Source organism: Limosilactobacillus walteri (assembly GCF_014830205.1).
Lineage (GTDB): Bacteria > Bacillota > Bacilli > Lactobacillales > Lactobacillaceae > Limosilactobacillus > Limosilactobacillus walteri.
In genome coordinates this window covers 1-26,530 of sequence record NZ_QORN01000010.1, presented here as the reverse complement: position 1 = coordinate 26,530, position 26,530 = coordinate 1, and the positions used below count along the sequence as shown (strand labels likewise).

The window sequence follows — 26,530 nt, the reverse complement described above, 5'->3', positions numbered from 1 at the left end:
GACTTTAAGTGAAAATCACTACTGCTCATCTTTATAAGATAAATCTGCCACTTCAGTCACCATTTATAACGAGCTTTGGTCAAATGACAACTAAAGATTTCACCTTATTAGTATTAAATGATGAAGATGGCTATTCGGGATACGGGGAATGTTCTGCATTTAGTTGCCCTTTTTATACGGAAGAGTTTAGGGATAGTGCTTATCTTTTACTCAAAAACACCCTTATTCCAATGCTTCTTAATCAAGAACTCGCTTCACCCGCTGAATTGAAGGATCTATTTGCTGTTATTAAGAGAAACAACATGGCTAAAGCGGCAATTGATACCGCCATGTGGGACCTATACGCCAAAAGAAACCATCAATCACTTGCAAAAGCAATTGGTGGGAATAAAAAAGAAGTGCTGGCAGGCATTAGTATCGGTATTCAACCTTCTCCGACAGCCCTAATCAAAAAAGTCCGTCAAGCTGTGCAAGCCGGTTACCAGCGTGTGAAAGTTAAAATCAAACCAGGTGCTGATTATCAGTTTCTTAAGGCTGTCCGCAATGAATTTCCGCACCTCAAGCTAATGGCTGATGCTAATTCCGCCTATCGATTACAGGATAGTAAAAACTTACAACGTCTTGATGAGCTTAACCTCTTAATGATTGAACAGCCACTCGAAGCCGATGATCTCCTTCATCATGCACAACTCCAACAGCAGCTAATCACTCCCATTTGTTTGGATGAGAGCATCAACAGTCTTGCCGATGCACAAGCAATGGAGCAGTTAGGAAGTGGTCGAATAATAAATATCAAAATCAGTAAGGTTGGCGGTTTAACTATCGCTAAAGAAATTCAATCATTCGCTCAAACTCATCAAATAGCCTGCTGGTGCGGGGGAATGCTCGGATCAGGAGTTGCACGAGCAGTTGACATCGCGGCAGCTGCACTTCCTGGTTATACCCTGCCAAATGACATTTCTGCCTCACAGCGTTACTTCGCCCATGACATTATTAATCCTGAAATTAAATTAAACGATGGCAAAATCAATGTGCCAACCAACTCTGGGATTGGTTATGAATTAAACTGGAACACTATTCATCGTTATACTATAGAAGAAACAAGTTTTTAAATGCAAAAAACGCACGAACTAACCCCTTAAGTTAATTCATGCGTTTTTTTATTAATTTAATGAAGGAAAATTACTTTTCGTCTTTCTTGTCTTCGTCAGACTTTGAATCTTCTTCCTTCTTGTCATCTTTCTTTTCGTCTTTAGGAGTGTATTCCTTGCTGTCATCTTCAGCGGCATCCTTAGCATCTACAATTACCAACTTGCCGTCCTTCATTTCAGCAACTAAGTGCTTTACATCAAGGTGGTCAAGGTAGTAATCAGTTACCTTATCACGGATTTCACGTTCGATAACCCGACGAAGCGGACGAGCACCCATCGATTCATCGTAACCTTCATCGATCAAGTATTGCTTAGCAGCATCAGTAACCTTAACATCCATGCCCTTCTTAGCTAATGTCCGGTTAACTTCAGCCAGCATCAAGTCAACAATCTTCTTCAAGTCTTCCTTAGTTAAGCTGTGAAATTCAACAATTGCGTTGAACCGGTTCAAGAATTCTGGACGGAAGTAATTAGTTAATTTCTTGATTAAGTCTTCTTCGTCTTCGTTATGACCCATCTTAACTGGGGCGTCATTGGAGTACCCTGCATTTGAAGTTGCAATGATTACAGTATTCTTGAAGTCAATTGTATTACCTTGACCATCAGTTAATCGACCATCATCAAGCACTTGTAATAAGAGGGTGATAACTTGTGGGTTAGCCTTTTCAATTTCATCCAAAAGAATGATGGAATAAGGGTGACGACGAACCTTTTCAGTTAAGGTATTACCGTTGTCTTCGTAACCAACATAACCGGCAGTAGCACCAATCATCTTAGATACAGCTGTCCGGTCAGAGTATTCAGACATATCTAACCGAATAATGTCATTCTTGCTACCAAACATATCAAGGGCTAATTGCTTAGCAAGTTCAGTCTTACCAACCCCAGTAGGTCCAACAAATAAGAAGCTACCAATTGGTGAGTCGCCTTCGTCAAATCCAGCACGGTTACGACGGATGGCACGAGCAACTGCTTCAACAGCTTCATCTTGACCAATAACCTTACCTTCAAGCCGCTTGTCCATATCCTTTAGCCGTTCAACATCACTGGCCCCAATCTTAGAAACTGGAATACCAGTCATTTGTTCAACTGCCTTAGCAACATCTTCTGGAGTAGCAGTAACCTTTTCTGATTCAGAGTTTTCACTCAATTGCTTCTTCAAGTCAGCAATCTTTTCCTTGGCTTCTTGAGCTGCTTTGTAATCTTCTTTCTTAGCTGCTTCCTTTTGCTTCTTTTCAGCAGCGGCAATGTCTTTTTCAATTGCCTTAGCATCACGAGCTGGGTGTTTTGCAGCTAAGTGAGCAGCAGTCATATCAATTAAATCAATTGCCTTGTCAGGTAATGCCCGTTGTGGCATGTATTGAACAGAGTAATCAACTGCAGCTTGAAGGACATCGTCAGGCAATTTTACATTGTGGTGACGTTCGTATAAGTCACGAATACCCTTCAAAATTGCTACAGTGTCAGCCTTACTTGGCGCATTAACTGTAACTGGGTTAAACCGCCGATCAAGCGCAGCGTCCTTCATAATTGTATTACGATATTCATCTTGGGTAGTTGCACCGATAACCGTGATTTCACCACGGGATAATGCTGGCTTGATAATGTCAGACATTCCCTTTGAACCACTAGAGTCACCAGTTGAACCGGCACCAATAATTTGATGAATTTCATCGAAGAAGAGGATAATGTTTCCAGCCTTCTTCACTTCATCAATTAATTTTTGCATATTTTCTTCAAAGCTACCACGGTATTGCGTACCTGCTTCAAGACCAGAAATATCAATGCTAATAATTTCCTTATCCTTAATAGCAGCTGGTACATCACCGGAAACAATTGCTTGTGCTAAGCCTTCTACAACAGCAGTCTTACCAACCCCAGCATCACCGACTAATACAGGATTGTTCTTGGTACGACGGCTAAGAATTTCAGCAGTTTCTTGAATTTCTTTGTTACGACCAATAACTGGGTCAAGTTCATGTTGCCGAGCTTCTTCAGTTAAATTACGACCTAACTTGTGTAAGATACTATCTTTTCCTTCGTTAGGTTGAGGGCCTGGGCCTTGTTGAGGATTTGCGCCACCAGGTAATTGACCGGTCTTACGATATTCAGCAAATTCTTCTGGTGTTACTTCACGACCATTGATTAGGTAACGCCGATTATCAGAATTAAAACCATTCATTCCACCCATTAATTGGTTGAAAATGTCGTTCATGTCACTGTCAAATGGATTCATTGGGTTTTGAGCCATATGCAATCCCTCCTCATTAGTTAATCTGCTTTTCTAAAAAATCGTAGTCTAAAATAATATTGAAAGCCAAAAGTTAACGTATCTGACTTCCTGTGGCTACAGCAACGCCACAATTTCATTCGAGATAATTCTCTTCTAGTTCTTTCAGAACTTCCCACATGCTCTTATCTTGAGCTTGCGCTAAAGCATCGAGATCACGTAGGTTAAGCGAAGTCGAACTAGATTGTGGTTTGTTAAACGATTTGTGTAAAGTCGTGTAGCCGTAACCGGAACGTTTGGAAACTTGATAGATCGTCAAGTGGTTAACTTCCAAATAATGTTTGATGTCGATCCGCATTGCTACCCACTTCCTTTACGATTTTTATTATATCACATTTGTGAAATAGTACAATAAAAACACCCACAAAAAATAAAAAAATTTTTAAAAATATAAATAAGAACAACATTAAAAATCACCATAAACATTGTTCCTTAGTTAAAAGCCTATTTTTCTATTATTTATTATTTTTTCTAAATAAACCATTGACATAGATTAAAAAATCATTAGAATTATTAATAATCAGTTAATCAAAGGAGGACATAATGATGATCACTGTAACACTTCACTTACATCAAGCGTATGCCTTCTGGTTTAGCGACAATCTCGTCCGCTGACCAGCAGTGATTTCGTCATTGTGGCGTTTCCGGATGATCCCCAAACATCCGGAAACCTCTTTTATACTCATTCCAATCTGATCGAGGAGCCCTGGATGTTATAAACATTAGCATCCAGGGCTTCTTTGTACATAATTTTACCTATTTATATTAATTAGGAGGAACTACTATGCCAGCAACTAAAAAAGAACTACTCACAAATCTCAACCACAATTTTAATAAACTTACTCCAGGTGGAATTCGCGAATTTGACTATAAAGCAAGTTCTATCCCTGGAATTATTAAACTAACCCTTGGTGAACCAGACTTTAATGTTCCAGCAGCAATGAAAGAGGCCGCGATTGCAAGTATCAATGCTAATGATTCACATTATGCTCCGGGAACTGGAACCCCTGCTTTGCGAAAGGCTATCGCTCATTTTATGGCCGACCGCTATAATCTTGACTACGACCCAGATAGTGAAATTGCCGTTACTGTTGGCGCAACTGAAGGAATCTACGCCTCTCTTTCAGCTATTATTAATCCCGGTGACGAGATCTTAGTTACTACACCTACTTTCCCGCTCTACATGGTCGTCACTAAGATTTTAGGGGGTACCCCAGTTGAAATTGATACTAGTGCTGATAATTTCGTCCTTACTCCCGCAAAATTACAAGCTGTTCTCGCAAAACATCCGCATGCTAAAGGAATTATTCTTAATTACCCTTCTAACCCAACGGGCGTAACCTATACCGCGGCACAAATTAAGGCGCTGGCCGAAGCAATTAAAGCAACTAACTTAGTTGTAATTGCTGATGAAATTTATTCTGAACTTGTATATGATGGGCCGCATACTTCGATTGCCAGCTTCATCCCCGAGCAAACCCTCATTTTAAATGGCGCTTCAAAGTCTCACGCTATGACTGGTTACCGCATTGGTTTTATCGCTGGTCCACAAGAGTTAATGAAACCCGTCAGTGCAATTCATGCCATGATGGTTACTGCGGCATCTGATCCTACCATGGCCGCCGCGGTTGCCGCGTTTGATACAGTCGAAGGAAAAACGGCCACGCTTGAGATGAAAGAAGCATACAAGCAACGTCGTAATTTTGTCGTTGAGGTGCTAAAACAACTCGGCTTTGAGATGACTACGCCAAATGGCGCCTTCTACATTTTCGCGAAAATTCCTACTCAATTTGGTAATGATGATTTGAAGTTCGCTACGGATCTTGCTAATGAAGGAAAAGTCGCAGTAATTCCCGGATCATTTTTTGGCGCAGGTGGTCAAGGATACGTTCGGATTAGTTACGCTACTAGCATGGAGACATTGAAGCAAGCAATGGATAATATTGCTGCATTCGTTAATAAGGAGGACTAAAATGACTAAAATTTTGATGACTAGTGTTCGTGATGATGAACAACCCGCAATTAAGAACTATGCTAAGAAAAATAATATTGAAATCATCACAACCCCGAAACTAATTGATGATGCCATTGACCTAACTACTGATATCGATGGATTAGTAATTCAACAACGCAGTAAGCTCCCTGATGATATTTATGCTAAACTCCACGCTAATGGTCTGAAGCAAATTGCTACTCGGACCGCGGGATTTGACATGGTTGACGTCAAACAAGCTAATGCTAACGGCTTAATTGTCACTAATGTTCCTGCCTATTCCCCACGAAGTGTTGCCGAATTTGCCTTGATGCAGATTTTGCGGTTACTACGGAATTCTTATCGTTTTGACCACCAAGTTGCTAATAATGACTTCCGCTGGTTTAGCGATGAACAATCAATAGAAATTCACACGGCAACTATTGGAATTATTGGAGTCGGACGTATCGGCGGAACACTTGCTAAACTTCTCAATGCCCTCGGTGCTACTGTTCTTGGTTATGATACTAATCCACGGACTGATCTTGAAGGAGTTGTCGAATTCGTTGCTAAAGAAGAATTACTAAAACGCGCGGACGTAGTAAGTCTCCATGTTGACTTAAACCCTACTTCCAAGGGGTTGCTGACTGCTAAAGAGTTTGCCTTGATGAAACCAACCGCTGGTCTTGTCAATGCTAGTCGGGGACCTGTCGTCAATACGGCTGACCTCGTTACAGCATTAAAAGCTGGTGAAATCGCCGCGGCCGCCCTCGATACCTTTGAAGGTGAAGAAACAGTTGCAGCTGCGGACCGCCGAGAAAAAGGGCTTGATGACCAGCCGCTCGTTAAAGAACTACATGCGATGGATAACGTAATTCTTACACCTCATATTGCCTTTTTTACTAACCTAGCCGTTCAAAATATGGTTGATTTTTCCTTAGATGATGTTCTCGCCATTCTCAACGGAAAGCAATCACCCCACGAAATCAAATTATAAAAAACAATCCCCACCAGCTTTTTTAGTGTATTTGGCGGGGATTATTAATAAGCAATTAGGTTGAACTATCATGAGTGAAAAAGTAAACTATGGTTAATTAAACGAGGAGGGACTATTGATGACTAAGTATAAAGTAACTGCGACTAAGACTACCACGGGAATGCAGGTATCAGCTGGTACTCGTGGCTTTGAGATCACTTTTGATGAACCAGGAAGTACCAATACGGGGATGAATCCGGTCGAGATCCTCCTAACTTCATTTGGCGCTTGCCAAGCAATCACTGCTCAAGCACTAGCTAATAAACGTAATTTTGACTTGCAAGCATTTTGGGTAACTATTGAGGGTGACCTTGACCGTGAAAATGTCGCTGATGGCAAAAACGTTCGCAAATTTACCGAGATTCGTTACCAACCACACCTCCGCAGCAGTGAATCAGATGAAGATATTAAAAAGTTCCTCGCTGACGTAGCTGCTAAGTGCCCGGTTGAAAACACCTTAGTTTATGGGACAAAATTTGTCCAAGATGGTTTTGTGCGGGTAGATTAGAACAAACGCCTTGGTGTTTTGATAGGTAGTCAACCTATACAAATTCTGCAAAAAAACTAACGAATAATGCAAGATGATCTAAATACTACGATTTTCCTTATAATCAATCACATAGAAAATATTCTAATCGGTTGTATAGGGGAGATTGTTATGAAGATTCATTTCAACAGATATTTTTGGCGCAGCGGATCATTCTATATGTATTTATTCCTGCTATTCCTTTGGCTAAGCCCTTTTCTCGATGGACCCTTGCCACAATACGAGTCATTGATGTGTATCTTTTTTATCATTTTCATAATCGGCTCAATACTTAAAACCATGTTTTATAAAGAATAATTTATTCAATAAAAGCTCCGTATCCATTGCGATTCGGAGCTTTTATGCATTCCATAAGTCATAATAAAAGGTTATTCACTTTTTGAACAGAATCCGTAAAGCCGCAAAAATTCCAATAATTGTACAAGCCACACAGATAATTGTTTCATAAATATTGCTTGCTTTAGGAATTGCTAAAATCCAAAAGAATGTAACTATAATATAAATATAAAAATCAAGGTTAGTATAAAATTTGCGATTAAATTTAGAACTCATTATCAACACCGTCTTTCCAACAAGATTGTTCTTCTCGCACGATTAGTATATATGATAAAAGTTGCCTTGTTTCATTTTGCAAAATTCGTATACTTTCATGCATAATTCGTCGCCACTTTAAGAAAGCGCTATCATATTATACACCTGTTAGAAAAGCACTTGCAATAAGTCATAAATTAAGCAAAGAGACTGAGTTTTTCCCCAGCCTCTTTGCATTCTAAGATAAAATTACTATTTCTTCTCTCTTTCAAGAAATTCACTCAACATTTTTACTTTTCGATAACTTACCGTTACTTTCAGTTCACTATCTCCAAAGTAAACAACGCGTTCTTTCCGATTAAATTCCTGAATTGACAAAGGATTTATCAAGGTGCTTTGATTCACTCGCAACAACCTGTTATCATCTATCTTTCGCAATTCACCATGGTACTCAATACGAATATTTTTGCCCACAATTCGCAAACGGCGATTTTCATTTTTTACGGATTCAATATAATATAAATCATCAAAATTGACTTGACGTTTTACACCGTGGATTGGCTCATAAGTAAATTTATCTTGCTTTTTTTGTCCGCCATTAATATAGTTCTGGTAACGCAAATATGCTTCATCAATATCTTTGCGCAAGCGATCAGTGATTGATGTAATATCCTGACCCTTAGAAACATAATCAAAAGGTTCAATTCGACGTGATACGGTATACGGTAAATATTCTTGATAAGCTGTCACAAAAATAATTTCAGCAAATTCTGATTTTTTACGGATTTCCTCCGCAACATCTATCCCACTAATTTTATTATCCAGTTCAATATCTAAAATTGCGAGATAATCTTCATCTTTTACCTTTTTAATTACTTCTTGGGGGTCATCCGTTTGTAGCCAAACCTTCATATCATAACTTTGCGGAGTATTATTAATCATCCGCCGTTGAGTAACTATTTTCTCAATATAATCAGATTGATAATCATTATTTTCTAAAATAATTACCTTTAGCATTTTATTCTCACTTTCCTTGAATAAAACAAGTCATAATAATTACCTTATCTTTCACTTCTGCAGAAAAAGAATAATGGTCATCATTTTCAACTAGTTGCGTTACATTTGAAAGGCCAATTCCTTGATGTCCTCCCTTAGTTGAATGTTCAAATTTCATGGCCACATTAATATTAATTTTATCCGCTAACGAATTAGCAACCACCAACTCATATACCTGTTCACTATGTTTAATTAGTGCAAATTGGATATACGGTTTAGCTTGTCTTAGGGTTGCTTCAATTGCATTATCCATTAAAATTCCAATAATTCGCGCAGTCTTTATTTCTGACCCCGGTAATTTATCAATTTCAGTATTAACCTCAAATGAGAAAGGAATACCCTTTTCTACTATTTTGTAAGCTTTTTCCTTAATCAAATTATGCAAACCTGAAATTTTTATTTTATCTAACGCATGATCAACTTCATCATAGTGTTTCTCGGCCGTGTCATTTTGAAGAAACGTCGATAATATATCCTCTGCTTCTTTATCTTTATGATCACGAATATACCCTTGAACACTAAGGAGCATATTACGCATATCATGACGCTCACGTCGGATTTCATCGTATTGTTTGTTTATTTTATGAGCACTTGCAATTTGTGATTGGTAACTATCAATTAATCGTTGTTGGTATTGAGTCCGCTCATTATTTTTCACAAAAGTAAGAAAACCAGTAACAGACACTATTATGATTATAAAATACATGATTAACAGTAATGAAGCGTACCTATCAGCAATTTCTTCTTCTTCTGCAATAACAGTTAACCAAATATAAAGTATAAAATAGATAGCAGTTATTTCCCATAATTGAATAGGATTGGGAAATTTAATATAGAACCATTTGATTTTAGGACAAATAATCTTAATTACAAATACACCCACAATAAAAGTTAAAACACAATCATTCAATGGAATTAACCAGCCTAAAAGTGATATATGTGCCTTTCCTTGTATAAAAAATGTATAAGTATAATGATCTACTAAATCGAATAACGATGACATTATGATACTAGTACACATCGCAAGAATACTATTTATAGCTATATAGGGGTTAGATTTTATTCTGTCAACTAACCACAAATAAAATACTATAAGTACTGGATAGAACGATCCTAGCATCATAAATATTGCTGATAAGAATATCATCATCAAAATAGCTAAAAAGTCAGTTATTATTAATTTCAACGATAAATTTTTTGTTATCAATCGGTAAATTAAAATAATTTCAACAATATTTGATATAGATGATGCTAATCCTTGTCTCACAGTTAATTCAATCATCTTTTAATCCATTTTAAAACTGCTCTTTCCCATGAGCGTGGGCTTTTAAAAGCTAGTGAATAGCCCCAACCACCTAATACTTTAGATAATTCTTTCTCTGATAAAACTTTATATGATTTCTTTAACATAATTATCCTCCATCAAATAATAATTACTTATTTAATCAAAATTCCAGTAACATTAGCTAAGATTAACATGACAATGAATACCATCAAATTTAGTGGCCCTGCATGCAAAATGCAATACAACAAAACTAATCCTACATAAAATAGGTTAATAATTACCAAATTTTTCTTCTCTTCTAAATCCATCGTTAAATTCCTACTTTATCCATCCCTCAGACAAGGCGAATGAAATAATAATTGTTAATATGAAACAAACAACTGCAATCATTATTGAGCGTTCAGCACTTGGGCGCATAATATATTCTCCTTTAATAGATAATTACAGGTTCGTTTTTCTGTAAATCATGAAACGCTTGTCCAGCGATATCTGGGTGCATATTAATACATCCATGCGATCCGCCACCTTTAGCCATATAGGCATGTTTTGACCAATCATGGCGCCAGCTTGCATCATGGAAACCACATCCACTATCTGTAAATGGTGACCAGTATTGTACCTTACTAGCGTACTTTGAACCATCATCATTTAATCCACGAAGAACCGATGGCGTTTGTTGGTACATAATGTACCAAACACCTTTTGGTGTTTCATTATCTTTATTATTTGTTCCGCTAACAATATCAGTACTAAGGACACATTTGCCATCTTTATAAAACCAAGCATGCTGATCAGCTATCGAAACTTCGGCATAAGTACCGCCTATTCCATTATTAGCCGTGGTATCATATCCTGTTCCATGCTGGTTATAGCCTTTACCGTAAATGTCGTCCTTTGCATTTACTTTCTGTTTATTTTCGACTAATGCATTAACAAGAGTTTTACCTGCTTGCTTTTTACTAATTTTCCATCCATACGATCCAGCATCCGTTGTTTTAATCACCGACCCACTATGAGTTTTAAATTCAAAGGCTTTACCAAGGGTTGCTTGCTTATTATTTATTTCATCAATCTTTGAATCAGCTGCAGCTGTATCAAAATGATATTTACCGTCTTGGTATGTAGCTCTAGTAACAATGTCAGCACAATTTAACCGATATTTCTTATCCTGTACTTGGTATATTACCGTCCGCTTCGATATTTCTTCAAGCTTTGCTTTTTCATTTTGAACAGTTTTACTATTTGCTGAAAGCGGAGCTTTATATACTGGTTTCAACTTAACGGTTCCATTAACAACTTCTTTTTCAAGCTTTTTATGCAATCCATCTACGCTATATTGGGTTCCACCAACTGCTTGCTTAACCTGTACACCGCCATTTTCATATACAGCATAAGCATCAATTGGAGCTTTTCGACCATTATTTAACTCAATCACCTTTTGATTAATTGCCTGGTCAATCTGAGGAATCATATTTTGATTAAAATTTTGTGGTTTAATTAAAATATTCTTTTCTTTAGCCGATGGAAAGAATGTATATTGACTGCGTAATGCATTTTTTACCTTTTGTTCATCAGCTTTACTAAACTTTGCAACTGGTTGCTTTTCTGCATATACTAAATCACTATTTATATATACTTTTGGTGATCGAGGATTATCTTGTAATTTTTTCAAAGCTTGTTTAGCAGTTAAACCACCAACTGCCACGTTATCGATACTAACGTTTTTATTAAAATGACGATGCTGGTGAATTGTCATGCAGCCTACTACTAGCACTAACAAGCACAGGATGATTATTATCAGTTGTTTAATAGATAAATTCCGCATAAAAGTACTCCAACTTAATAATTTAAATATAGAAATGCCCTACACACTTGTAAAAACAGTAGTAGGGATTTTTTATGGAAGTTAAAACACCATTTTCTTCATCATTATTTTACATTCGTAACCTGATACTGTCCATTACCATTTGCTTTATAGTAAACAGTTTTACCATTATAGGTTACATAGCCGTTGCCTTCTTTGGCATTTTTATAAAATTCTTCAGCGGATGTTTTACTGTCAATTACTCCCGCTTTTTGGGCAGCCCGGTAACTAAAATTCATCCCATCTTGGACTGTTACTGGTTGCTGGGTCCGTGCTGCTGATGTCGTCTTTTGTGATGCCTTCTGACGGTTGGTTTGCTTTACTGCTGATACGCCATTACTTTTGTGATAAGTCGGTGCTGCATTTTGGGTTTGATTATTATTAGCAGCCACTGTTTGCGCTGTACCTGCGTTATTGTTGTTTTGCGCCGATTGGGTAGTACCTGCACTGTTCGGTGCTGATGAATTAGCAGTTTCATCATTATCATCCCCCGCAGTTGCACTATCATTATCCGCCTCGTCGGACGAACTGTTTTTCTTAGCTTCCTGATGATGTTTCTTAGAACTGCTTGTACTTAACGTCTCCGTCTTCGTTGGTTTGTCTGCTGCCACATCCTTGGATGATGCTGGTCTTAAGAGCATATATCCGCCACATACCACGATAATTACAACTAATAATGAAACAATGATTAATTTGCCCCTATTTTTCATAACTCTAATACTCCTCAATAATTACTTTTATCCTTGTAGTATACCTAATATTTTTCTTAGTGGGTCAATTTGCAAGATTCGTAACGATTTTTGCAGAATTCGTCATATTCCGCCAAATATTTTACTAAAAAGTAAAGAAATAGTAAAGAAGCGTTTTCATTTAATGAAATAGGCTTATAATATCGATGATTAAATTTTTGGAGGGGTTTAACATGAGAAGAGTTAAACTATTTAGCGCGGCATTAGCCGTAGTCGCCGGATTATCATTTGCTGAAACTAATGTCAACGCTGCACAGCATAGCAATAATAATACAAACGATGTTAATGAAGTTGGTTCCCTTATTTATGCCAATGCGTATGGACAAAATTATGTAAATGACGCCCACAGTATTAGCGTCTTTAAAGATAGTAACGGACGCTACGGAATTGGCCAGGGAACAGCTGATAGCACCGCTTTCTTTAAGATTAACAATGATGGCACTGTTACTATTTGGCAAATCAAGGGCGACCCGAATACCCCCACATATAAGCAAGGATATACCAAGAAGACGGTGCCGATTTCAAGCCTCCAAAAGTCCGAAAATCAGACTTCTGCCCAAAAGGCCACAATCAACCACGCAATTTCATCAATCAAGAATACGCCATCAGCAACACCAACTCAAAGTAGTCAGGCGGGCAACACTGCTAGTTCTAGTAACACCAATGTTCACCAACTACTGCAAGATGGTCAAGTAATCGATGACTTAGGGCTGCAACTCTATAACCGCTACTATGGGACGGCCTACCAAAATCCAAACTTAAATGTATTCAAAGACAGTAACGGTCGAATGGGTATTGGCCGTGGTAGTTTCAGTAATACTATTTATTACAAGATCAACAGTGATGGTAAGACGATGACTGTTTGGCGCCCGGTTTCTAACGCTAATACGCCTGCCGCTAAACAACAATACACAACTTCCACCGTTTCATTAAGTTCTCTCGGCTTTAACCCCGATGGTCAACCAAGTACACAATCAAATTCAAGCAGCAGCGCAACCAGCCAAGCTAATGCTAATTCTGCTTCCACAAGCAGTCAAACAACACAAACTAGTTCTGCTGCGAAAACAGCAACGGCAGATCCTACAATCACTAGTGCCCGGCCAACTGCTAAGGAAAACAAACAAGTCGCCAAAACTGCTAGCAAGAAGATTACAGTTCCTTCTTCTCAAGGTAAAGAAACCATCTCTTACTACAAGATTGCGGCCCTCGTTTATGCCAAAGCATATGGTATCGACCGTCTTGGCAGTAACCAAGGTTTGCAATTAACAATGAACAAAAATCATTCTCGCTTTATCCTTGGCGAAGGAACCGCTGATAGTACCCTGCTTTTCCGAGTAAACCAAGGAAAGAAGACCGTAACAGTCTGGACGCTTAACGATAACGACCGGACAATGAACAAAAACACATATGAAATTAGTGCATTAGTCAACGAATTCTATGCTAACAGCACTGAACAAAATCTAGTTAATGAAACTGCACAATCATTGAAGAAATAGACTAAGTATAATCGATAATTATGTGTTACTATGTGTAAAGAAATTCAATGGAAAGTGATTATGATTAAACAAATTAAAAATACATTTTTATTTCTTTTTGAGATAATCTTTGATTTAATTTTTTCTCTATAACACAATTACTTTAGATTAGCACTGTACGCAATAGGGCTCCAAAGGTCGAAAAAATTCGATCTCTGGAGCCCTATTTGTGTTTTTTCGGTTAGCTATATTTTATCTATCTTAAGATATCAATTAAATTCTTATTAGCTGCTTGGCGTGCTGGTAATATTCCAAATACCAAGCCAACCGCGGCTGAAGTTCCAAAAGCAAGCAGGAAGGCATCCAAGGATATATGAGCATGAATATGAATACCACCGCCACCAATCGCACTTGATAATAATGGTGCTAAGAGATGAGCTAAACCAGCCCCGCAAAGGAACCCCAGCAATCCACCTGTTAACGTTAGGATTACTGCTTCAACTAGAAACTGCATCATAATATTAAATGGCGTTGCTCCTACCGCAAGCCGAATCCCGATTTCTTGCGTCCGTTCTGATACTGAAATATACATCATATTCATAACACCGATTCCGGCAATAAAAAGAGAAATTGCGGCAATAAAACTAATGAAAGTCGTAATAATGCTCATTTGTGATGAGAATTGTTTAAGGGCCTTTTCCATATCTAAGTATTGGTAACTCCCTTGGGTCGCAGCAGGACTATTCTTTTTTAGGTATTTAGCGACCTTGCGCGAAATTGCACTCGCGTTGGTTCCCTGACTAAAGGTTAACTTAAGTGTATTACCTTCTTTAGCACTATCACCTTGGTAGTACACCGACTTAGGCAATAATAAGTCAACGCCGTAGGAATTTTGATTTCCATCATCGGTAAATTGTTCCTGCGACTTATACACGCCCGTAACCGTATAAGTCACATTATTCGCTGTTACAGTTGTCCCGATAGCATTTTGCGCCGAGCCATATTGCCGTTTAGCAACCTTTTCACTCATCAGTGCATTAGCTTCACCGATTTCCAGATCATTTTTAGTAAAATTCTTTCCAGCTACTAAACTTACACGATGCGTTGGCTTTTTCAGCAAACTCAATGTTACATTTTTAGTCGTATCGCCAATATCAGCATGTGTTGAAATATTATCAGACTCCTGTTCAATTTCGGCATTCTTAATTTCGCCACCAAATTGAGTGTTAATATCAGTCAGTTGCTCTTGCGTAAAGCCATTGACCGTCGAATTAACATTATCAGGATTATAGGCAATTTCGGTTGTTTGCTGACCTTGCTTAGCATTGTTACCAAATTTATCATACATCGTTTTAGTAATCCCATCCCCGATTCCAAGAATAGCGATTACGGCCGCAATACCAATCATAATTCCAATGATCGTGAGGAAACTCCGCTTTTTATTTGCCTTTAAGGATTGAATGGCGGATTTAAATAGCTCAATTATTTGCATTCCGTTCACCATCCTTACTATCACTAACAACGCGGCCATCAATAATTTTGATTACGCGGTCACATTGTTCTGCTACATGCGGGTCGTGGGTTACCATGATAATCGTAGTCCCCTCTTCTCGGTTAAGGTGTTTAAAGAGATTCATGATTTCTTGGCTTGTTTCTGTATCTAACGCTCCCGTTGGTTCATCCGCAATCAAGAACTTGGGATGCGTTGATATTGCCCGGGCAATAGATACTCGTTGTTGTTGTCCCCCTGACATATTTTTCGGGAGTTGATTTTCATAACCAGCTAAGCCAACTTGCTTAAGGACTTCCGACACCCGCGTGCCAATCTCTTTACGGCGTTTGCCCGCGTACAATAATGGCAATGCCACATTATCTGCCACAGTTGATTCCCGTAAAAGTTTAAAGTTTTGAAAAACAAAGCCGACATTTTGGTTTCGCAGGCTTGAAAATTGCTTCCGTGTATAGTCGTGAATAGGGTGGTTTTGGTAAAAATATGTCCCTTCAAAATCATCATCAAGAAAACCAATGATATTAATAAGAGTTGATTTTCCCGAACCAGATTCCCCAATAATAGCAACAAGCTCACCTTGCGCAATATTAATATTAATATCATGAAGAACATGGAAGCGGTGATCTCCTTGGCGGTAATACTTGTTGATATTCTTTAGTGTGATCATTTTAATCAACCTTTTCGTTATCTTTTAGCTTACTGTTCGGATTAGTAACAATTCGATCTCCCGCATCGACACCGTCCGTGACAATATATGAGCTGTTAACTGCCCGACCACTAACCTCAGTTTCTCGTACCCGGTTGTTTGCATCAACAACAAATACTTTTCCATGGCGAACTGCAGACTTCGGAATCTGAACCCCGTCTTGCTTAACGGCAGCCTTCGCAGTTTGACCAGCCATAAACTTATTAGCATTTACATTGGCGGTTACTTCATATTTAGTATTATTGCCAGAATTTTTCGTTGGAATTGTTGCTAAATAGCTAACTTGCGTGTTGGCTGTCCGATTAGTGGCCAAAGCTTTAACCTTTAAATTTGTACTTTGATGGAGCTTGCTATAATCATACTCTGACACCTGACCGACAAATTGGAGCGTGTCCGAGTACAGTGTCACTACCGGTTCGCCTTCCTTTGCCTGATCAACCGTTACATAGCCGGCAAACGGCGCCGTGAGGGTTTGATTAACCTTACTTGATGCAGTATTAAGACGCTGTTGGGTTGTTGCGACACTCGCCTGTGCATCGGCATAAGCATTCTGTGCCTCATTAAGTTGATTCTGAAGGTCACTATAACCTTCATCTCCTTGACTCATCCCATTTAACTGTTGGCGCAAGTTATTAATCGTCTGCTGTTGCGAATTCATTGTTCGTTGACTCTTACTCAAGTCACCCTGTAATTCAGTCACGCTATCTTGAGTATTATCATTATGCATTGTCAGAATCGCTTCTCCTTGCGCAACATGATCACCATTTTTAACGTTTAAATTTTGTAGTTTTCCCGATGGGAGGGTTAAAGTCTGGGTCTGCACTGGCTCAATTTTCCCAGTAAGGTTAAAGTCCGCTTGGCGAGTCACTTTCAAGATGTTATATTTATGTTTCTCTGCCGCTTTTTGAGCATTATTATGACGAACCGCAATCATAATAAGCAACAAAAGGACAACAATTCCCCCTATTGCAATCCATCGCCGGCGACGAGTCGCAAATAGTCGCCGCATTCGTGGCTTCCGCTGGCTGTTTCTTTTCGCAGTCATGTGTGAATTCCTCCAAATAATAATCATTTTATGGTTAGTTACTTATGCAATCAAGTATATAAGTGGTCAGATATAATTGCAAGAAGAAATCTAAAAATTTTTAACATCTGATTAATGATTATCTCTCTTTAATAAAGAACTTATAAATGTAGAATCCAGCCCAACTGCCCCAAATAACCATTACATCATAGTGTTTTGCATATCCCGCACCAACACTTAATAAAACGCACAATATTATCAAATAAGTTGCTGGATCTCTTAAAAGATTTTTTACCACTTTATCGCTACCCCCTAAATATTAATCTTACTCACGATAAGATGTAAAAATCGTATAACAAGATTAATCACTTTCCAAGCTAATAATCCTAGCATTGCCGCTACCAAATATTTAATATAGCAAATTAATCCTATTTCCTGGGAAATAAAAAAGAGACTGAAAACGAAATGCCATCTTCTACTGCCAGACACTTCATTAACTCAGTCTCTTTCCTATTTTATTGCCGTGCTTCATAAATTAAATGCTTATTCATAAATTCGTCAATCCCATAACTGCTTAGTTCACGACCATAACCAGAGTTCTTTACTCCCCCGAATGGTAATTCTGGCAACGATGCCCATCCAGCATTAATCCAACTCATTCCAGATTCAATCTTGGCTGCTACTCGTTCAGCATGGGCGTAGTCTTTACTAAACACTGTATTTCCTAATCCGTAACTAGAATTATTAGCCAGCGCAATTGCTTCTTCTTCCGATTTAACCTTATAAACCGAAGCAACTGGTCCAAACATTTCTGTATCAAAGATTGGGTTGTTTGGTGTAATATCAGTTAAAATTGTCGGCATAAAGAATTGGCCTGCTAAATCAACCGGTTTATTACCGTAATATACCTTTGCCCCATTTTTAACTGCTAGGTCAACCTGGGCTTGTAATTTTTCCTTAGCTTTCTTTGAAGATAATGGTGCCAGCGTGGTCAACGGATCTAACGGGTCGCCCATCTTAACCTTAGAAAACGCATCTTTCATCATTTTAAGGAAACGATCATAATCTTTTTCAAGAACGATAAATCGCTTTGACGATGTACATACTTGCCCCGCATTGTAAAGACGTGCTGCTGGAGCAACCTTTTTTACAAGGTCCCAGTCAGCATCGGCTAATATAATAAAGGCGTCATTTCCACCTAGCTCCATTGTATTCTTTTTTAGATTGCTACCTGCTTCCTGGGCAACCGTTGCCCCGCCTCGTTCAGAACCAGTCAGGCAAACACCGGCAACCCGTTTGTCAGCAATTGCCTTATTTACTTGGTCATACGAAATAAAGAGATTCGTCAAGCTTCCAGCGGGCGCACCAGCCTCTTTAACAGCCTCGGCAAATGCTTGAGCTGATGCGGGGCAGTTGGATGCATCTTTAAGGATCATCGGATTGCCAACAATAAAGTTGGGAATGAAGACGCGGGCAATTTGATAGAATGGGAAATTCCATGGTTCCACTGCAACTAAAACTCCCAACGACTGCTTAAGAACTTTTGCTCGACCAGTTGTTGTTGCAATAATATCTGGCGCTAAAAATTCATCCGCGTGAGCAACATAATAGTCACAGAAAGAAGCACAAAGGTCAACTTCCCCTTCTGCTTCGCCAATCAGCTTTCCCATATCACGGGTCATTATCGTAGCGTATTCTGTTCGTCGTGCACGTAAGAGTTGTCCAAGGCGTAGAATTACGCGTTTTCGTTCTTCTAAATTATTATCTCTGCGCCAATCTAAATATAATTGATGGGCAGTTAATAATGTTTGTTCTAATTCTTCGTCAGTTGTGTTTTCAAAAGTTTTTTCAATTTCATTGGTATATGGATTAATTGTTTGATACGCCATACATGTTCCTCCTTTTTTCTAAGCGCTTACATTTTATAACTAATTTATAGACCAATTCAACTGATATCCCTAAAATAATTTTAAACACTATTTAATGAATAGTTCATTACATAACAATAATTACTAATGGGGAAGATAAATGTATTAAATATTACGTTATAACAACAATTTATCCTTGATCACAAATTTCAACTAGACCAATTAGTGAATTTAAAATTTTGCTAAAAAGGCTTTTAGTTAGCGTCTCATGCCGAAATAAGCTAGGATTGATTTAGATACATGTAGAAAGGATGTTTTTTCAATGGCAATCAAAATTTATGCCTTCGGTGGCGGTCAAATGGTTGAAGCAATGTTACGAGCGGCATTAAAAAAGAAGGTAATCACAGCCGCCGAAACTGGAATTACTGATATTTCCACGACACGGGTAGATTACCTTACAGCCCAATATCACTTTAATGTTAGTCAAGAACCAGATTGGTCGGCTGTTCAAGCCGCTGATCTTGTAATCCTTGGCGTACGTCCGCAAGATAATTGGCAAGAAATCATGAAAGAACTAGTTGCCCATCATTATCAAAAAGATGTTCTTTCAATTGTTGCCGGGGTAACTGTTAACCAGCTTTCTTCATCTGATGATCTTTTTGCAATTACACGCATTATCCCTAACACATTAACTGATATCGCAATGGGGTATAGCGGAGTAGTAAAAAACGATCGTGCAAATCAAGCTGTTATTGAAGAATTTCTTAATAGTTTTGGAAAAGTTGACTACATTGATGAATCCTTACTAGATGTATTTACTGGATATGGGGTGGCTGGACCAAACTATATCTATAATTTCTTGATTAGCTTCACAAATGCAGGAGTCCTTGCTGGCATGCCCCGTGAACAAGCAAATAAGCTAGCGTTAGAAAACTTGAAAGCCGCCGCGGTCTTTGTTGAGCAAAGTGGCAAACATCCAGCAGAACTTCTCGACATCAATAACTCAGCAGGCGGTGTTGGGATTACCGCTCAACATGAATTAGATAAGAGTTCATTTGCAGCCGGAATTGAGAATGCCGTCCTTGCTGCTGTTAAACGCACAAAAGAACTAGGCAAAGAGAATACAGGTGATTAATAATGGTAGAAACATTAAATTGGGATCACACCATGGTCGATGTGACTGATCTTCAAGACGCAATTGACTATTTTAATGCTAAGGGCTTAGCATTTGCTCCCGGTGGTAAACATGAATACTGGGGAACAAAAAATGCCCTTGACTACTTTGGTCTAAACTATATCGAACTATTGACAGTTGCAGATAAAGAAAAAGCAGCGGCCTTTCCTTATCAAAATAATTCTGCAATTCATGATGCCGTTGAAGATTATTTTGATGGTATTCAACGGATCACTACAATTGCTATTCGAACAGATGATATTGTAGCAACTCACCGCCGCTTAAAAGGATTAGGACTTGACGTCGGTGAAATTACGGATGGCAAACGGGTTGATCCTGCTGGTAAATTAGTCCAATGGAAGATCTTCTATATTAACGATGAGTTAGCCAACCATTTACCAGCGCCATTCTTCATTCAATGGAACGAAAATGATGATCAACGTCGTGAAGACTTGAAGAAACAAGGATTAATCAAGTTCCACCCTGCTGGTGACCTCTTTGTTAAACAGGCTGTCTTTAACGTAAGCGATCCTGAAGAAACTGCTAAACAATGGTCAGCAATTCTTCAAGCGGAGGTCTTACGTGAAGGTGATAACTTTACTGTCAACATCGGCAACAAGCAACTAATCTTTACGCCTGGGGTAGAAAATCGTTTATTCAAGCTGATCTTCCATGGTGCCAAGCTTCCAGAAAAGTTGCAGCTTGGGCAGATTCGGTTTGAATTAACTGATAAGGAATAAGGGAGTGCAGTACAAACTTATTTCTTTGGTTAAAATCTATAGGACGTAAATAGGTCTGTGACATAAGTCCCCTATATAGTTGAAAATGCTACAGCGCAGTACACAAAGGGACTCTAGCGTTCGGAAAATCCGAACACTAGAGTCCCTTTGCGCTTCCTATAACTAGTTCACGCTTGAATATAAAAAGAGACAGGATTATACCTGCCTACTTTTCAATTAATTATTAGTAAATGCCATCGTAAGCCTTTTGGTAAAGCTTAACGACATCTTCAACAGTACCCTTACGTGGGTTAGAGAAGGCATTACCATCCTTGAGGGCATTCTTAGCCATCATTTCAAAGTCTTCTGGTTTAGCACCAATTTCCTTGATTGATGAAGGAATACCAACAAGCTTGCACATTTCACGCATACCATCGATTGACTTTTGAGCAGCTTCGTAAAGGGTAAGGCCAGTCGTGTCATAGCCCATTACCTTAGCTAATTCTGCAAACCGTTCTGGGCATGCAATCAAGTTATATTCTTCAACAGTAGTCAAAAGCAAGGCACAGCAAACACCGTGAGGAGCATCATATTGACCACCAAGTTGGTGAGCCATGGCGTGAACGTAACCAAGGTTAGCGTTGTTAAATGCCATTCCGGCAAGCATTTCAGCTTCGACCATCTTAGTCCGTGCTTCAACGTTGTGGCCATTAGCAACAACTTCTGGCAAAGCAGTTTGGATTAATTGGATAGCTTCTTTACATTGACTATCTGTGATAGGGTTGTGGTCAACTGAAACATATGGTTCGATAGCTTGAACAAAGGCGTCACAACCAGTAGCAGCAGTAATGTCTTGTGGAATATCAAGCATTAACATTGGATCATTGAATGATACCAATGGAATGTTACGCCATGAAACGACAACAAACTTCAAATGAGTTTCTTCGTTAGTGATAACTGCGTGACGTGTTAATTCTGAACCAGTACCTGCAGTAGTGTTGACTGCCATAAGTGGTGGAAGAGGATTGTCCAATGTTTCAATTCCGGCAAGCTTGGAAATATCATCACCGTTAGTCAAAACAATACCGATACCCTTACCACAATCGTGAGCAGAACCCCCACCAACAGTAATAATGGAGTCACAGTTCTCATCTTCATACATCTTCTTACCGGCTTTAACGTTCCGGATCTTTGGGTTAGGTTCTACACCAGTAAATACTGCGTAATCTACGCCAGCCTTTTCCAATGCAGCAAGAGTTTGCTTTACCGGACCATTATCAATTTTTGATAAACCTTCAGTAGTAACAACTAATGGTTTGTGCATATTGAGCATTTTTGCACGATCACCAATTTTAGCAATAACACCAGGACCAAAGAAGTTCACGCTTGGCATTAAGAAATCAAATTGTCTATTCATTAAAATACCCTCCTCATGGCATTTGAATACGTTACCATTATCATGCAACCGTATAACTTTTGCAATAGGAACATTTTGATTTTTTATCAATTATTGCCTGATTTAAGGAGATATTATTGCCTAATCCACCGCAATTTCGCGTTCTTTGTCATAATATTCACAAATTGAAACAATATTATCATTCTGTTTCGCAAAAAATTGCTAATTTTATCACAAGCTATTTAAGTGCTTCGTCAAAAGCTATCCGCATAAGAATCGCTTGCGGGTTGTAAGTATTCAAAATTCGATCAACTGTCGCGGTCGAATCAGTCGGCATTATACTAATCTGCATATTAACCGGTAATGGTTGCATCTTCAGCCCAGTAATCACTAACTTCATCGCAACCTGCGCTTGAGAACCGCCATGACCTCCAAAAGTTACCATGCTAACCGGTTTTCCCTGCCATTCCTTACCTAGGTAATCAATAGCATTTTTTAGCACAGCTGGGTAACCCCAATTATATTGTGGAAAAACAAAGACGAATCCATCATATTTTTGAATTAATTCACTCCACTGACGCGTCTTTTTGTGAGCGTATATTCCTAAATAAGGAATCCGTGGCTCATCCATCATTGGTAAATCAACTTTTTTTAAATCAATAATATCAAATTGAACTTGCGCGCTCTCTTTAAGTTGTATTTTTAGCCAACTAGCTACTTGCATACTCCGTCGATTAGGCCGAACACTGCCAACGATAATTCCAACTTTTTTCATTCGAATGACCTCCTTGTTAATACCCTTATTTTAATAGTTTTTATGAAAAGGTAATAACAAAGTGATTCTTTTCGATATCAAAAAAACGAGGGCCTGTATTATTTTCAGCACCCTCATTTCTTTTGATAAAAGGACCAATTAACATTATATTTCGGTCGCTTCACCTGCCACCAAGTCCGCAGTTGTTTCGCCCGAAATTGATAGCGTTCAAATTCATCATTCTCAATTCTTTCCTCATTAGGTAATGTCAGTAATATTTTATTCTTTGTACTTGCATTTGCCATATCTTGCATAATAAATAGGCTTACTATAACTACTAACCATTGTAAAATTACTCGGTAACATCTTTTGCTTATCTTAAATCAAATCCTTAAAACATATCATTACATCTTTTCCTTCTAATCACTATAACATTTTCATTGATCTTAAGGGGATTTCTAAACGAAAACCAAGAAATTCTTTACTTATGGTATGGCAGGCCGTTAATAATAGTGAAAGCTCGATAGATTTGTTCACTTAAAACCAACCGCATTAATTGGTGAGGTAAAGTAAAACGCCCAAATGAAATTTGTGTATCTGCCCGCTTTAAAACGGCCGGACTTAATCCTAATGAACCACCAATCACAAAAGTAATATCACTATGACCATATGTTGTTAGTTGATTGATTTCTTTGGCAAATTCTTCTGATGTCCGTTCCTTGCCTTTAATCGCTAAGGCATATACATATTCACGATCCTTGATTTTATCAAGAATTCGTTCTCCTTCTTTTGCCATCACTTCGTCCATTTCAGCTTGACTTAGAGATTCAGGCGCCTTTTCATCTGGTACTTCGACGATTTCAAACTTACAATAGCGTCCTAATCGTTTAGCATACTCGGCAATTCCTGCCTTAAAATATTTTTCTTTCAGCTTCCCCACACCAATAATTTTTATATTCAAGATATCCACTACCTTCCACAGTTTATCCACAAACTTATCCACAGGAAATTTTAAATTGTTTAACGTTTACCGAATGTTCGGCAACTTTTTGTTCAAAAAAGCGTTTTCTTAAAACTTACTTATCCACAGTTATCTACAGGAACAATCGTTCATCATCATTTCGATAACCCTTTGGCGCGCAAGGGATTAGATAATTAAAAACGTTCAAAAATCCACTTATCCACATTTGAACGCATCCCCTGTGGATAACTTTTGAACAATAATTGTTACTGTTATATCAACAATTATAAATTTTTCTTAAATTGCGCAAAAGTTTTCCACCGACTTATCCACAAGCAAATTCACAGTACTATTTTAACGTATTTCTAACCAATTACAACACGATCTGTGGTAAATATGCGACACAACGTTACCTAGCGAATGTTACTAACTTTAACTTTTTGAAATATTCGGAATTTTACCTTTAAATCAATTAATAATCGTCCCATTCTGTTCTGCTGCTCGTTGAAAATCTGCTGGAACCTTCATCCCCAACTTATGTGCTTGTTTCAAATTAAGGATTGGTTCGCCATGATGGTAATCATCAATCGCCATTTGACTAGGTTTCTCACCCTTTAAGATACGGGCTGCCATTTTACCAGCTGCTTTCCCTTGTCCATACTGGCTAAGACTAATAGATGCTACTCCACCATCCTTTACCATTGTATCAGCACTCGGAAAGACAGGCTTATTCACAGCGTTCGCATTTTTTACCAATATCCCCATCGCTCCAGCAATGGTGTTATCACTAGGGACAATAACGGCATCAACCTTACTCAACATCGTCTGCGAAGTCTGATTCAGCTCATTGGCATTAGCAATCGTATAAGTTTTTAAATTAATATGCAACTCACGAGCTGCTTTAACCATTGTTTGGTATTGACTTTCAGCTGAGGTATCACTCGACGTATAAATTACACCTAGCGTTTTAATATTAGGCATGAACTTCTTTATCAATGCAATCTGTTGTTCACTAGGATTAACATCATGCACACCTGTAATATTTCCCTCAGGATGTTTTTTATTCTTGATTAAACCGGCACCTATCGGATCGCCAATTCCGCCCATTATAATGGGAGTATCCTTAGTCGCATTGGCTAGCGCCTGACAAGCTGGCGTTGTAATCCCCACAATTACTTTTGCATGGTCATTTGCTAATTTATTCGCCATTGTGTTTAAGTTTCCTTGATCACCATTTGCATTCTGATATTCTATTTTGATATTTTTTCCGTTTCGATACCCTTCTTCTGCTAATCCGGCTACAACCCCCTTTTGAATTTGGTCTAACGCGGGGTGATGCATCATTGTTAAAATTCCCACGGTTGGCTTTGCCGTCTGCTGATGAAGTTTTAAAAGACCAAAATAGCCTCCAATTATAATAATTCCTGCAATAATATATCCCATAATTCGTTTCATCACCATCTCCACCTTTCAAAATAAAAAGGAGTTCCACGTTCGGAACCCCCATTATTTACTCAGCAAAATGGAAAAAGCCCGTACGTGAAATCTGTACAGGCTTTGTTTGTACACGATAAAGAAGCCGGTACAGATATGATCTGTGAGTTAACTCAGGTCATATCTGCACAACAGCTATCCCTGAGTTACCGGCTTTGCCAACTATTATTTAATTGTAAGTTTTGGTAACTCATTTGCTTTACTCCTCTAAACGAATTATGTTCATTTTAATTAAATAAATATTAAAAGTCAATTAAAATTATTTAATCAGGCATACTGGTGAGCAATTTTTCCACATACGGCTGCAACAATCGCCGCTAAAATATCATCAATAAATGTATTTACATGAACGTTATCATGATCAAATTTGGCAATAATCCCGCTTTTAACTCGATCAAAGTAGCCAAAGTTAGTTGTTCCAATTGTCCCATAGATATTAGCAATCTGCAGGGCAAGCGTTTCATCAACGCCAAACACTCCCGCGTCATTCTTTATAATACTTGCTAAAGGTTCCGCAACTTTCCCTTCCTCGGTTAAACGATCAAGTTCCAGTGCAACCATTGCACTATTTAATAGTTCCCGCTTATGCATTGTATCAATTAGATATTTCTGACATGCCTCAAGGGTCAAGTCTGGTTCAAAGCTCTTTTGTGTTTCATACACAATCTTAGCTAGCTCATTTAAATCGACACCTCGTTCTTCTAATCGGTGTACCACAAACTCATATGCCTTTGTATCTGGATACTTAAATCGTGGATTATTCATTTTGCCCACCATCCTTTTACATTTATAGTTAATATTATAACGCTCTTTCCCCATAGGAAATAAGCTTCTAAGGTACTTAGACTTTAACCTATATAGTTGGAAATGCTACAACACAGTATATAAAGGGCGTAAAGACAAAGTCATAAATGATCTCGTCTTTACGCCCTTTTAGATTAATTATTATGGGTATACACTTTCTGGTA

General features: G+C 38.3%; 26 protein-coding genes. 7 read left to right on the top strand and 19 right to left on the bottom strand.

The window, feature by feature from the left end:
* The first annotated feature begins 8 nt into the window (after positions 1–8).
* Positions 9–1,112, top strand: coding sequence for an o-succinylbenzoate synthase (gene menC / locus DTK66_RS03310; RefSeq protein ID WP_191667773.1), 1,104 nt, complete (start codon positions 9–11; stop codon positions 1,110–1,112).
* A 70-nt stretch (positions 1,113–1,182) separates the two neighbouring features.
* On the opposite strand, the gene DTK66_RS03305 is transcribed toward menC, so the two are convergent.
* Positions 1,183–3,402 carry an ATP-dependent Clp protease ATP-binding subunit gene (locus DTK66_RS03305; RefSeq protein WP_153929801.1) on the bottom strand — a complete coding sequence of 740 codons (2,220 nt, stop codon included), beginning with the start codon at positions 3,400–3,402 and terminating at the stop codon, positions 1,183–1,185.
* 115 nt (positions 3,403–3,517) lie between these two features.
* Positions 3,518–3,739: a transcriptional regulator gene (locus DTK66_RS03300; protein WP_153929802.1), complete on the bottom strand. Its 222-nt coding sequence runs from the start codon at positions 3,737–3,739 to the stop codon at positions 3,518–3,520.
* 486 nt (positions 3,740–4,225) lie between these two features.
* Here DTK66_RS03300 and DTK66_RS03295 point away from each other — a divergent pair, with 486 nt between their 5' ends.
* The 3 genes from DTK66_RS03295 (at position 4,226) to DTK66_RS03285 (ending at position 6,957) form a co-directional block, all read left to right on the top strand.
* Positions 4,226–5,413, top strand: coding sequence for an aminotransferase class I/II-fold pyridoxal phosphate-dependent enzyme (locus DTK66_RS03295; protein WP_191667772.1), 1,188 nt, complete (start codon positions 4,226–4,228; stop codon positions 5,411–5,413).
* A 1-nt stretch (position 5,414) separates the two neighbouring features.
* A complete protein-coding gene (locus tag DTK66_RS03290) occupies positions 5,415–6,410 on the top strand; it encodes a D-2-hydroxyacid dehydrogenase (protein WP_191667771.1) in 996 nt (331 codons plus the stop codon).
* A 118-nt stretch (positions 6,411–6,528) separates the two neighbouring features.
* The gene (locus tag DTK66_RS03285) at positions 6,529–6,957 is read left to right on the top strand and encodes an OsmC family protein (RefSeq protein WP_153929805.1); all 429 of its coding nucleotides are present in this window, start codon (positions 6,529–6,531) and stop codon (positions 6,955–6,957) included.
* A 411-nt stretch (positions 6,958–7,368) separates the two neighbouring features.
* On the opposite strand, the gene DTK66_RS03280 is transcribed toward DTK66_RS03285, so the two are convergent.
* The 6 genes from DTK66_RS03280 to DTK66_RS03255 all read right to left on the bottom strand — a co-directional run bounded on the left by DTK66_RS03280 (position 7,369) and on the right by DTK66_RS03255 (position 12,442).
* Positions 7,369–7,548 (bottom strand): hypothetical protein, encoded by a 180-nt coding sequence (locus DTK66_RS03280; RefSeq protein ID WP_191667770.1) that lies wholly within the window; start codon positions 7,546–7,548, stop codon positions 7,369–7,371.
* A 231-nt stretch (positions 7,549–7,779) separates the two neighbouring features.
* The gene (locus DTK66_RS03275) at positions 7,780–8,544 is read right to left on the bottom strand and encodes a LytR/AlgR family response regulator transcription factor (RefSeq protein WP_191667769.1); all 765 of its coding nucleotides are present in this window, start codon (positions 8,542–8,544) and stop codon (positions 7,780–7,782) included.
* A gap of 7 nt (positions 8,545–8,551) precedes the next feature.
* Positions 8,552–9,865, bottom strand: coding sequence for a sensor histidine kinase (locus DTK66_RS03270; protein ID WP_191667768.1), 1,314 nt, complete (start codon positions 9,863–9,865; stop codon positions 8,552–8,554).
* The gene (locus DTK66_RS03265; protein ID WP_153929809.1) at positions 9,862–9,993 is read right to left on the bottom strand and encodes a bacteriocin; all 132 of its coding nucleotides are present in this window, start codon (positions 9,991–9,993) and stop codon (positions 9,862–9,864) included. Before DTK66_RS03265 ends, DTK66_RS03270 begins: the two co-directional genes overlap by 4 nt.
* 305 nt (positions 9,994–10,298) lie before the next feature.
* Entirely contained in the window at positions 10,299–11,693 is a 1,395-nt protein-coding gene (locus DTK66_RS03260) for a L,D-transpeptidase family protein (protein WP_191667767.1), read from the bottom strand.
* Between the two features lie 104 nt (positions 11,694–11,797).
* Positions 11,798–12,442 carry a RodZ family helix-turn-helix domain-containing protein gene (locus DTK66_RS03255; RefSeq protein WP_191667797.1) on the bottom strand — a complete coding sequence of 215 codons (645 nt, stop codon included), beginning with the start codon at positions 12,440–12,442 and terminating at the stop codon, positions 11,798–11,800.
* A gap of 212 nt (positions 12,443–12,654) precedes the next feature.
* Between DTK66_RS03255 and DTK66_RS03250 the strand changes: the two genes are divergently transcribed.
* A complete protein-coding gene (locus DTK66_RS03250; protein WP_191667766.1) occupies positions 12,655–13,977 on the top strand; it encodes an Lreu_0056 family protein in 1,323 nt (440 codons plus the stop codon).
* A gap of 235 nt (positions 13,978–14,212) precedes the next feature.
* Here DTK66_RS03250 and DTK66_RS03245 read toward each other — a convergent pair whose 3' ends face one another.
* The 5 genes from DTK66_RS03245 to DTK66_RS03225 all read right to left on the bottom strand — a co-directional run bounded on the left by DTK66_RS03245 (position 14,213) and on the right by DTK66_RS03225 (position 19,085).
* Positions 14,213–15,448, bottom strand: a complete 1,236-nt coding sequence (locus tag DTK66_RS03245; protein ID WP_191667765.1) for an ABC transporter permease — start codon at positions 15,446–15,448, stop codon at positions 14,213–14,215.
* Positions 15,435–16,133 carry an ABC transporter ATP-binding protein gene (locus tag DTK66_RS03240; RefSeq protein WP_153929815.1) on the bottom strand — a complete coding sequence of 233 codons (699 nt, stop codon included), beginning with the start codon at positions 16,131–16,133 and terminating at the stop codon, positions 15,435–15,437. Before DTK66_RS03240 ends, DTK66_RS03245 begins: the two co-directional genes overlap by 14 nt.
* Position 16,134: 1 nt before the next feature.
* The gene (locus tag DTK66_RS03235; RefSeq protein ID WP_153929816.1) at positions 16,135–17,217 is read right to left on the bottom strand and encodes an efflux RND transporter periplasmic adaptor subunit; all 1,083 of its coding nucleotides are present in this window, start codon (positions 17,215–17,217) and stop codon (positions 16,135–16,137) included.
* Between the two features lie 118 nt (positions 17,218–17,335).
* Positions 17,336–17,494 carry a hypothetical protein gene (locus tag DTK66_RS03230; RefSeq protein ID WP_191667764.1) on the bottom strand — a complete coding sequence of 53 codons (159 nt, stop codon included), beginning with the start codon at positions 17,492–17,494 and terminating at the stop codon, positions 17,336–17,338.
* Positions 17,495–17,711: 217 nt separating this feature from the next.
* Positions 17,712–19,085: an NAD-dependent succinate-semialdehyde dehydrogenase gene (locus tag DTK66_RS03225; protein ID WP_191667763.1), complete on the bottom strand. Its 1,374-nt coding sequence runs from the start codon at positions 19,083–19,085 to the stop codon at positions 17,712–17,714.
* 301 nt (positions 19,086–19,386) lie between these two features.
* On the opposite strand from DTK66_RS03225, the gene DTK66_RS03220 reads away from it, so the two are divergent.
* Together DTK66_RS03220 and DTK66_RS03215 are read left to right on the top strand one after the other, a co-directional pair.
* The gene (locus DTK66_RS03220; RefSeq protein WP_153929818.1) at positions 19,387–20,199 is read left to right on the top strand and encodes a pyrroline-5-carboxylate reductase family protein; all 813 of its coding nucleotides are present in this window, start codon (positions 19,387–19,389) and stop codon (positions 20,197–20,199) included.
* A gap of 2 nt (positions 20,200–20,201) precedes the next feature.
* The gene (locus tag DTK66_RS03215; RefSeq protein ID WP_191667762.1) at positions 20,202–20,978 is read left to right on the top strand and encodes a VOC family protein; all 777 of its coding nucleotides are present in this window, start codon (positions 20,202–20,204) and stop codon (positions 20,976–20,978) included.
* A 223-nt stretch (positions 20,979–21,201) separates the two neighbouring features.
* Here the strand turns inward: DTK66_RS03215 and DTK66_RS03210 are convergent, their stop codons facing one another.
* From DTK66_RS03210 to DTK66_RS03185, 6 genes are all read right to left on the bottom strand, one after another.
* Positions 21,202–22,374, bottom strand: a complete 1,173-nt coding sequence (locus tag DTK66_RS03210; RefSeq protein ID WP_153929820.1) for an iron-containing alcohol dehydrogenase — start codon at positions 22,372–22,374, stop codon at positions 21,202–21,204.
* 217 nt (positions 22,375–22,591) lie between these two features.
* Positions 22,592–23,128, bottom strand: coding sequence for an NADPH-dependent FMN reductase (locus tag DTK66_RS03205; protein WP_191667761.1), 537 nt, complete (start codon positions 23,126–23,128; stop codon positions 22,592–22,594).
* A 113-nt stretch (positions 23,129–23,241) separates the two neighbouring features.
* A complete protein-coding gene (locus DTK66_RS03200) occupies positions 23,242–23,421 on the bottom strand; it encodes a hypothetical protein (RefSeq protein ID WP_153929822.1) in 180 nt (59 codons plus the stop codon).
* 167 nt (positions 23,422–23,588) lie between these two features.
* Positions 23,589–24,068 (bottom strand): 23S rRNA (pseudouridine(1915)-N(3))-methyltransferase RlmH, encoded by a 480-nt coding sequence (rlmH, locus tag DTK66_RS03195; protein ID WP_153929823.1) that lies wholly within the window; start codon positions 24,066–24,068, stop codon positions 23,589–23,591.
* Positions 24,069–24,536: 468 nt separating this feature from the next.
* Positions 24,537–25,523, bottom strand: a complete 987-nt coding sequence (gene trpX, locus DTK66_RS03190; RefSeq protein WP_191667760.1) for a tryptophan ABC transporter substrate-binding protein — start codon at positions 25,521–25,523, stop codon at positions 24,537–24,539.
* Positions 25,524–25,829: 306 nt separating this feature from the next.
* Entirely contained in the window at positions 25,830–26,327 is a 498-nt protein-coding gene (locus DTK66_RS03185; protein WP_153929825.1) for a phosphatidylglycerophosphatase A family protein, read from the bottom strand.
* Between the last annotated feature and the right edge of the window lie 203 nt (positions 26,328–26,530).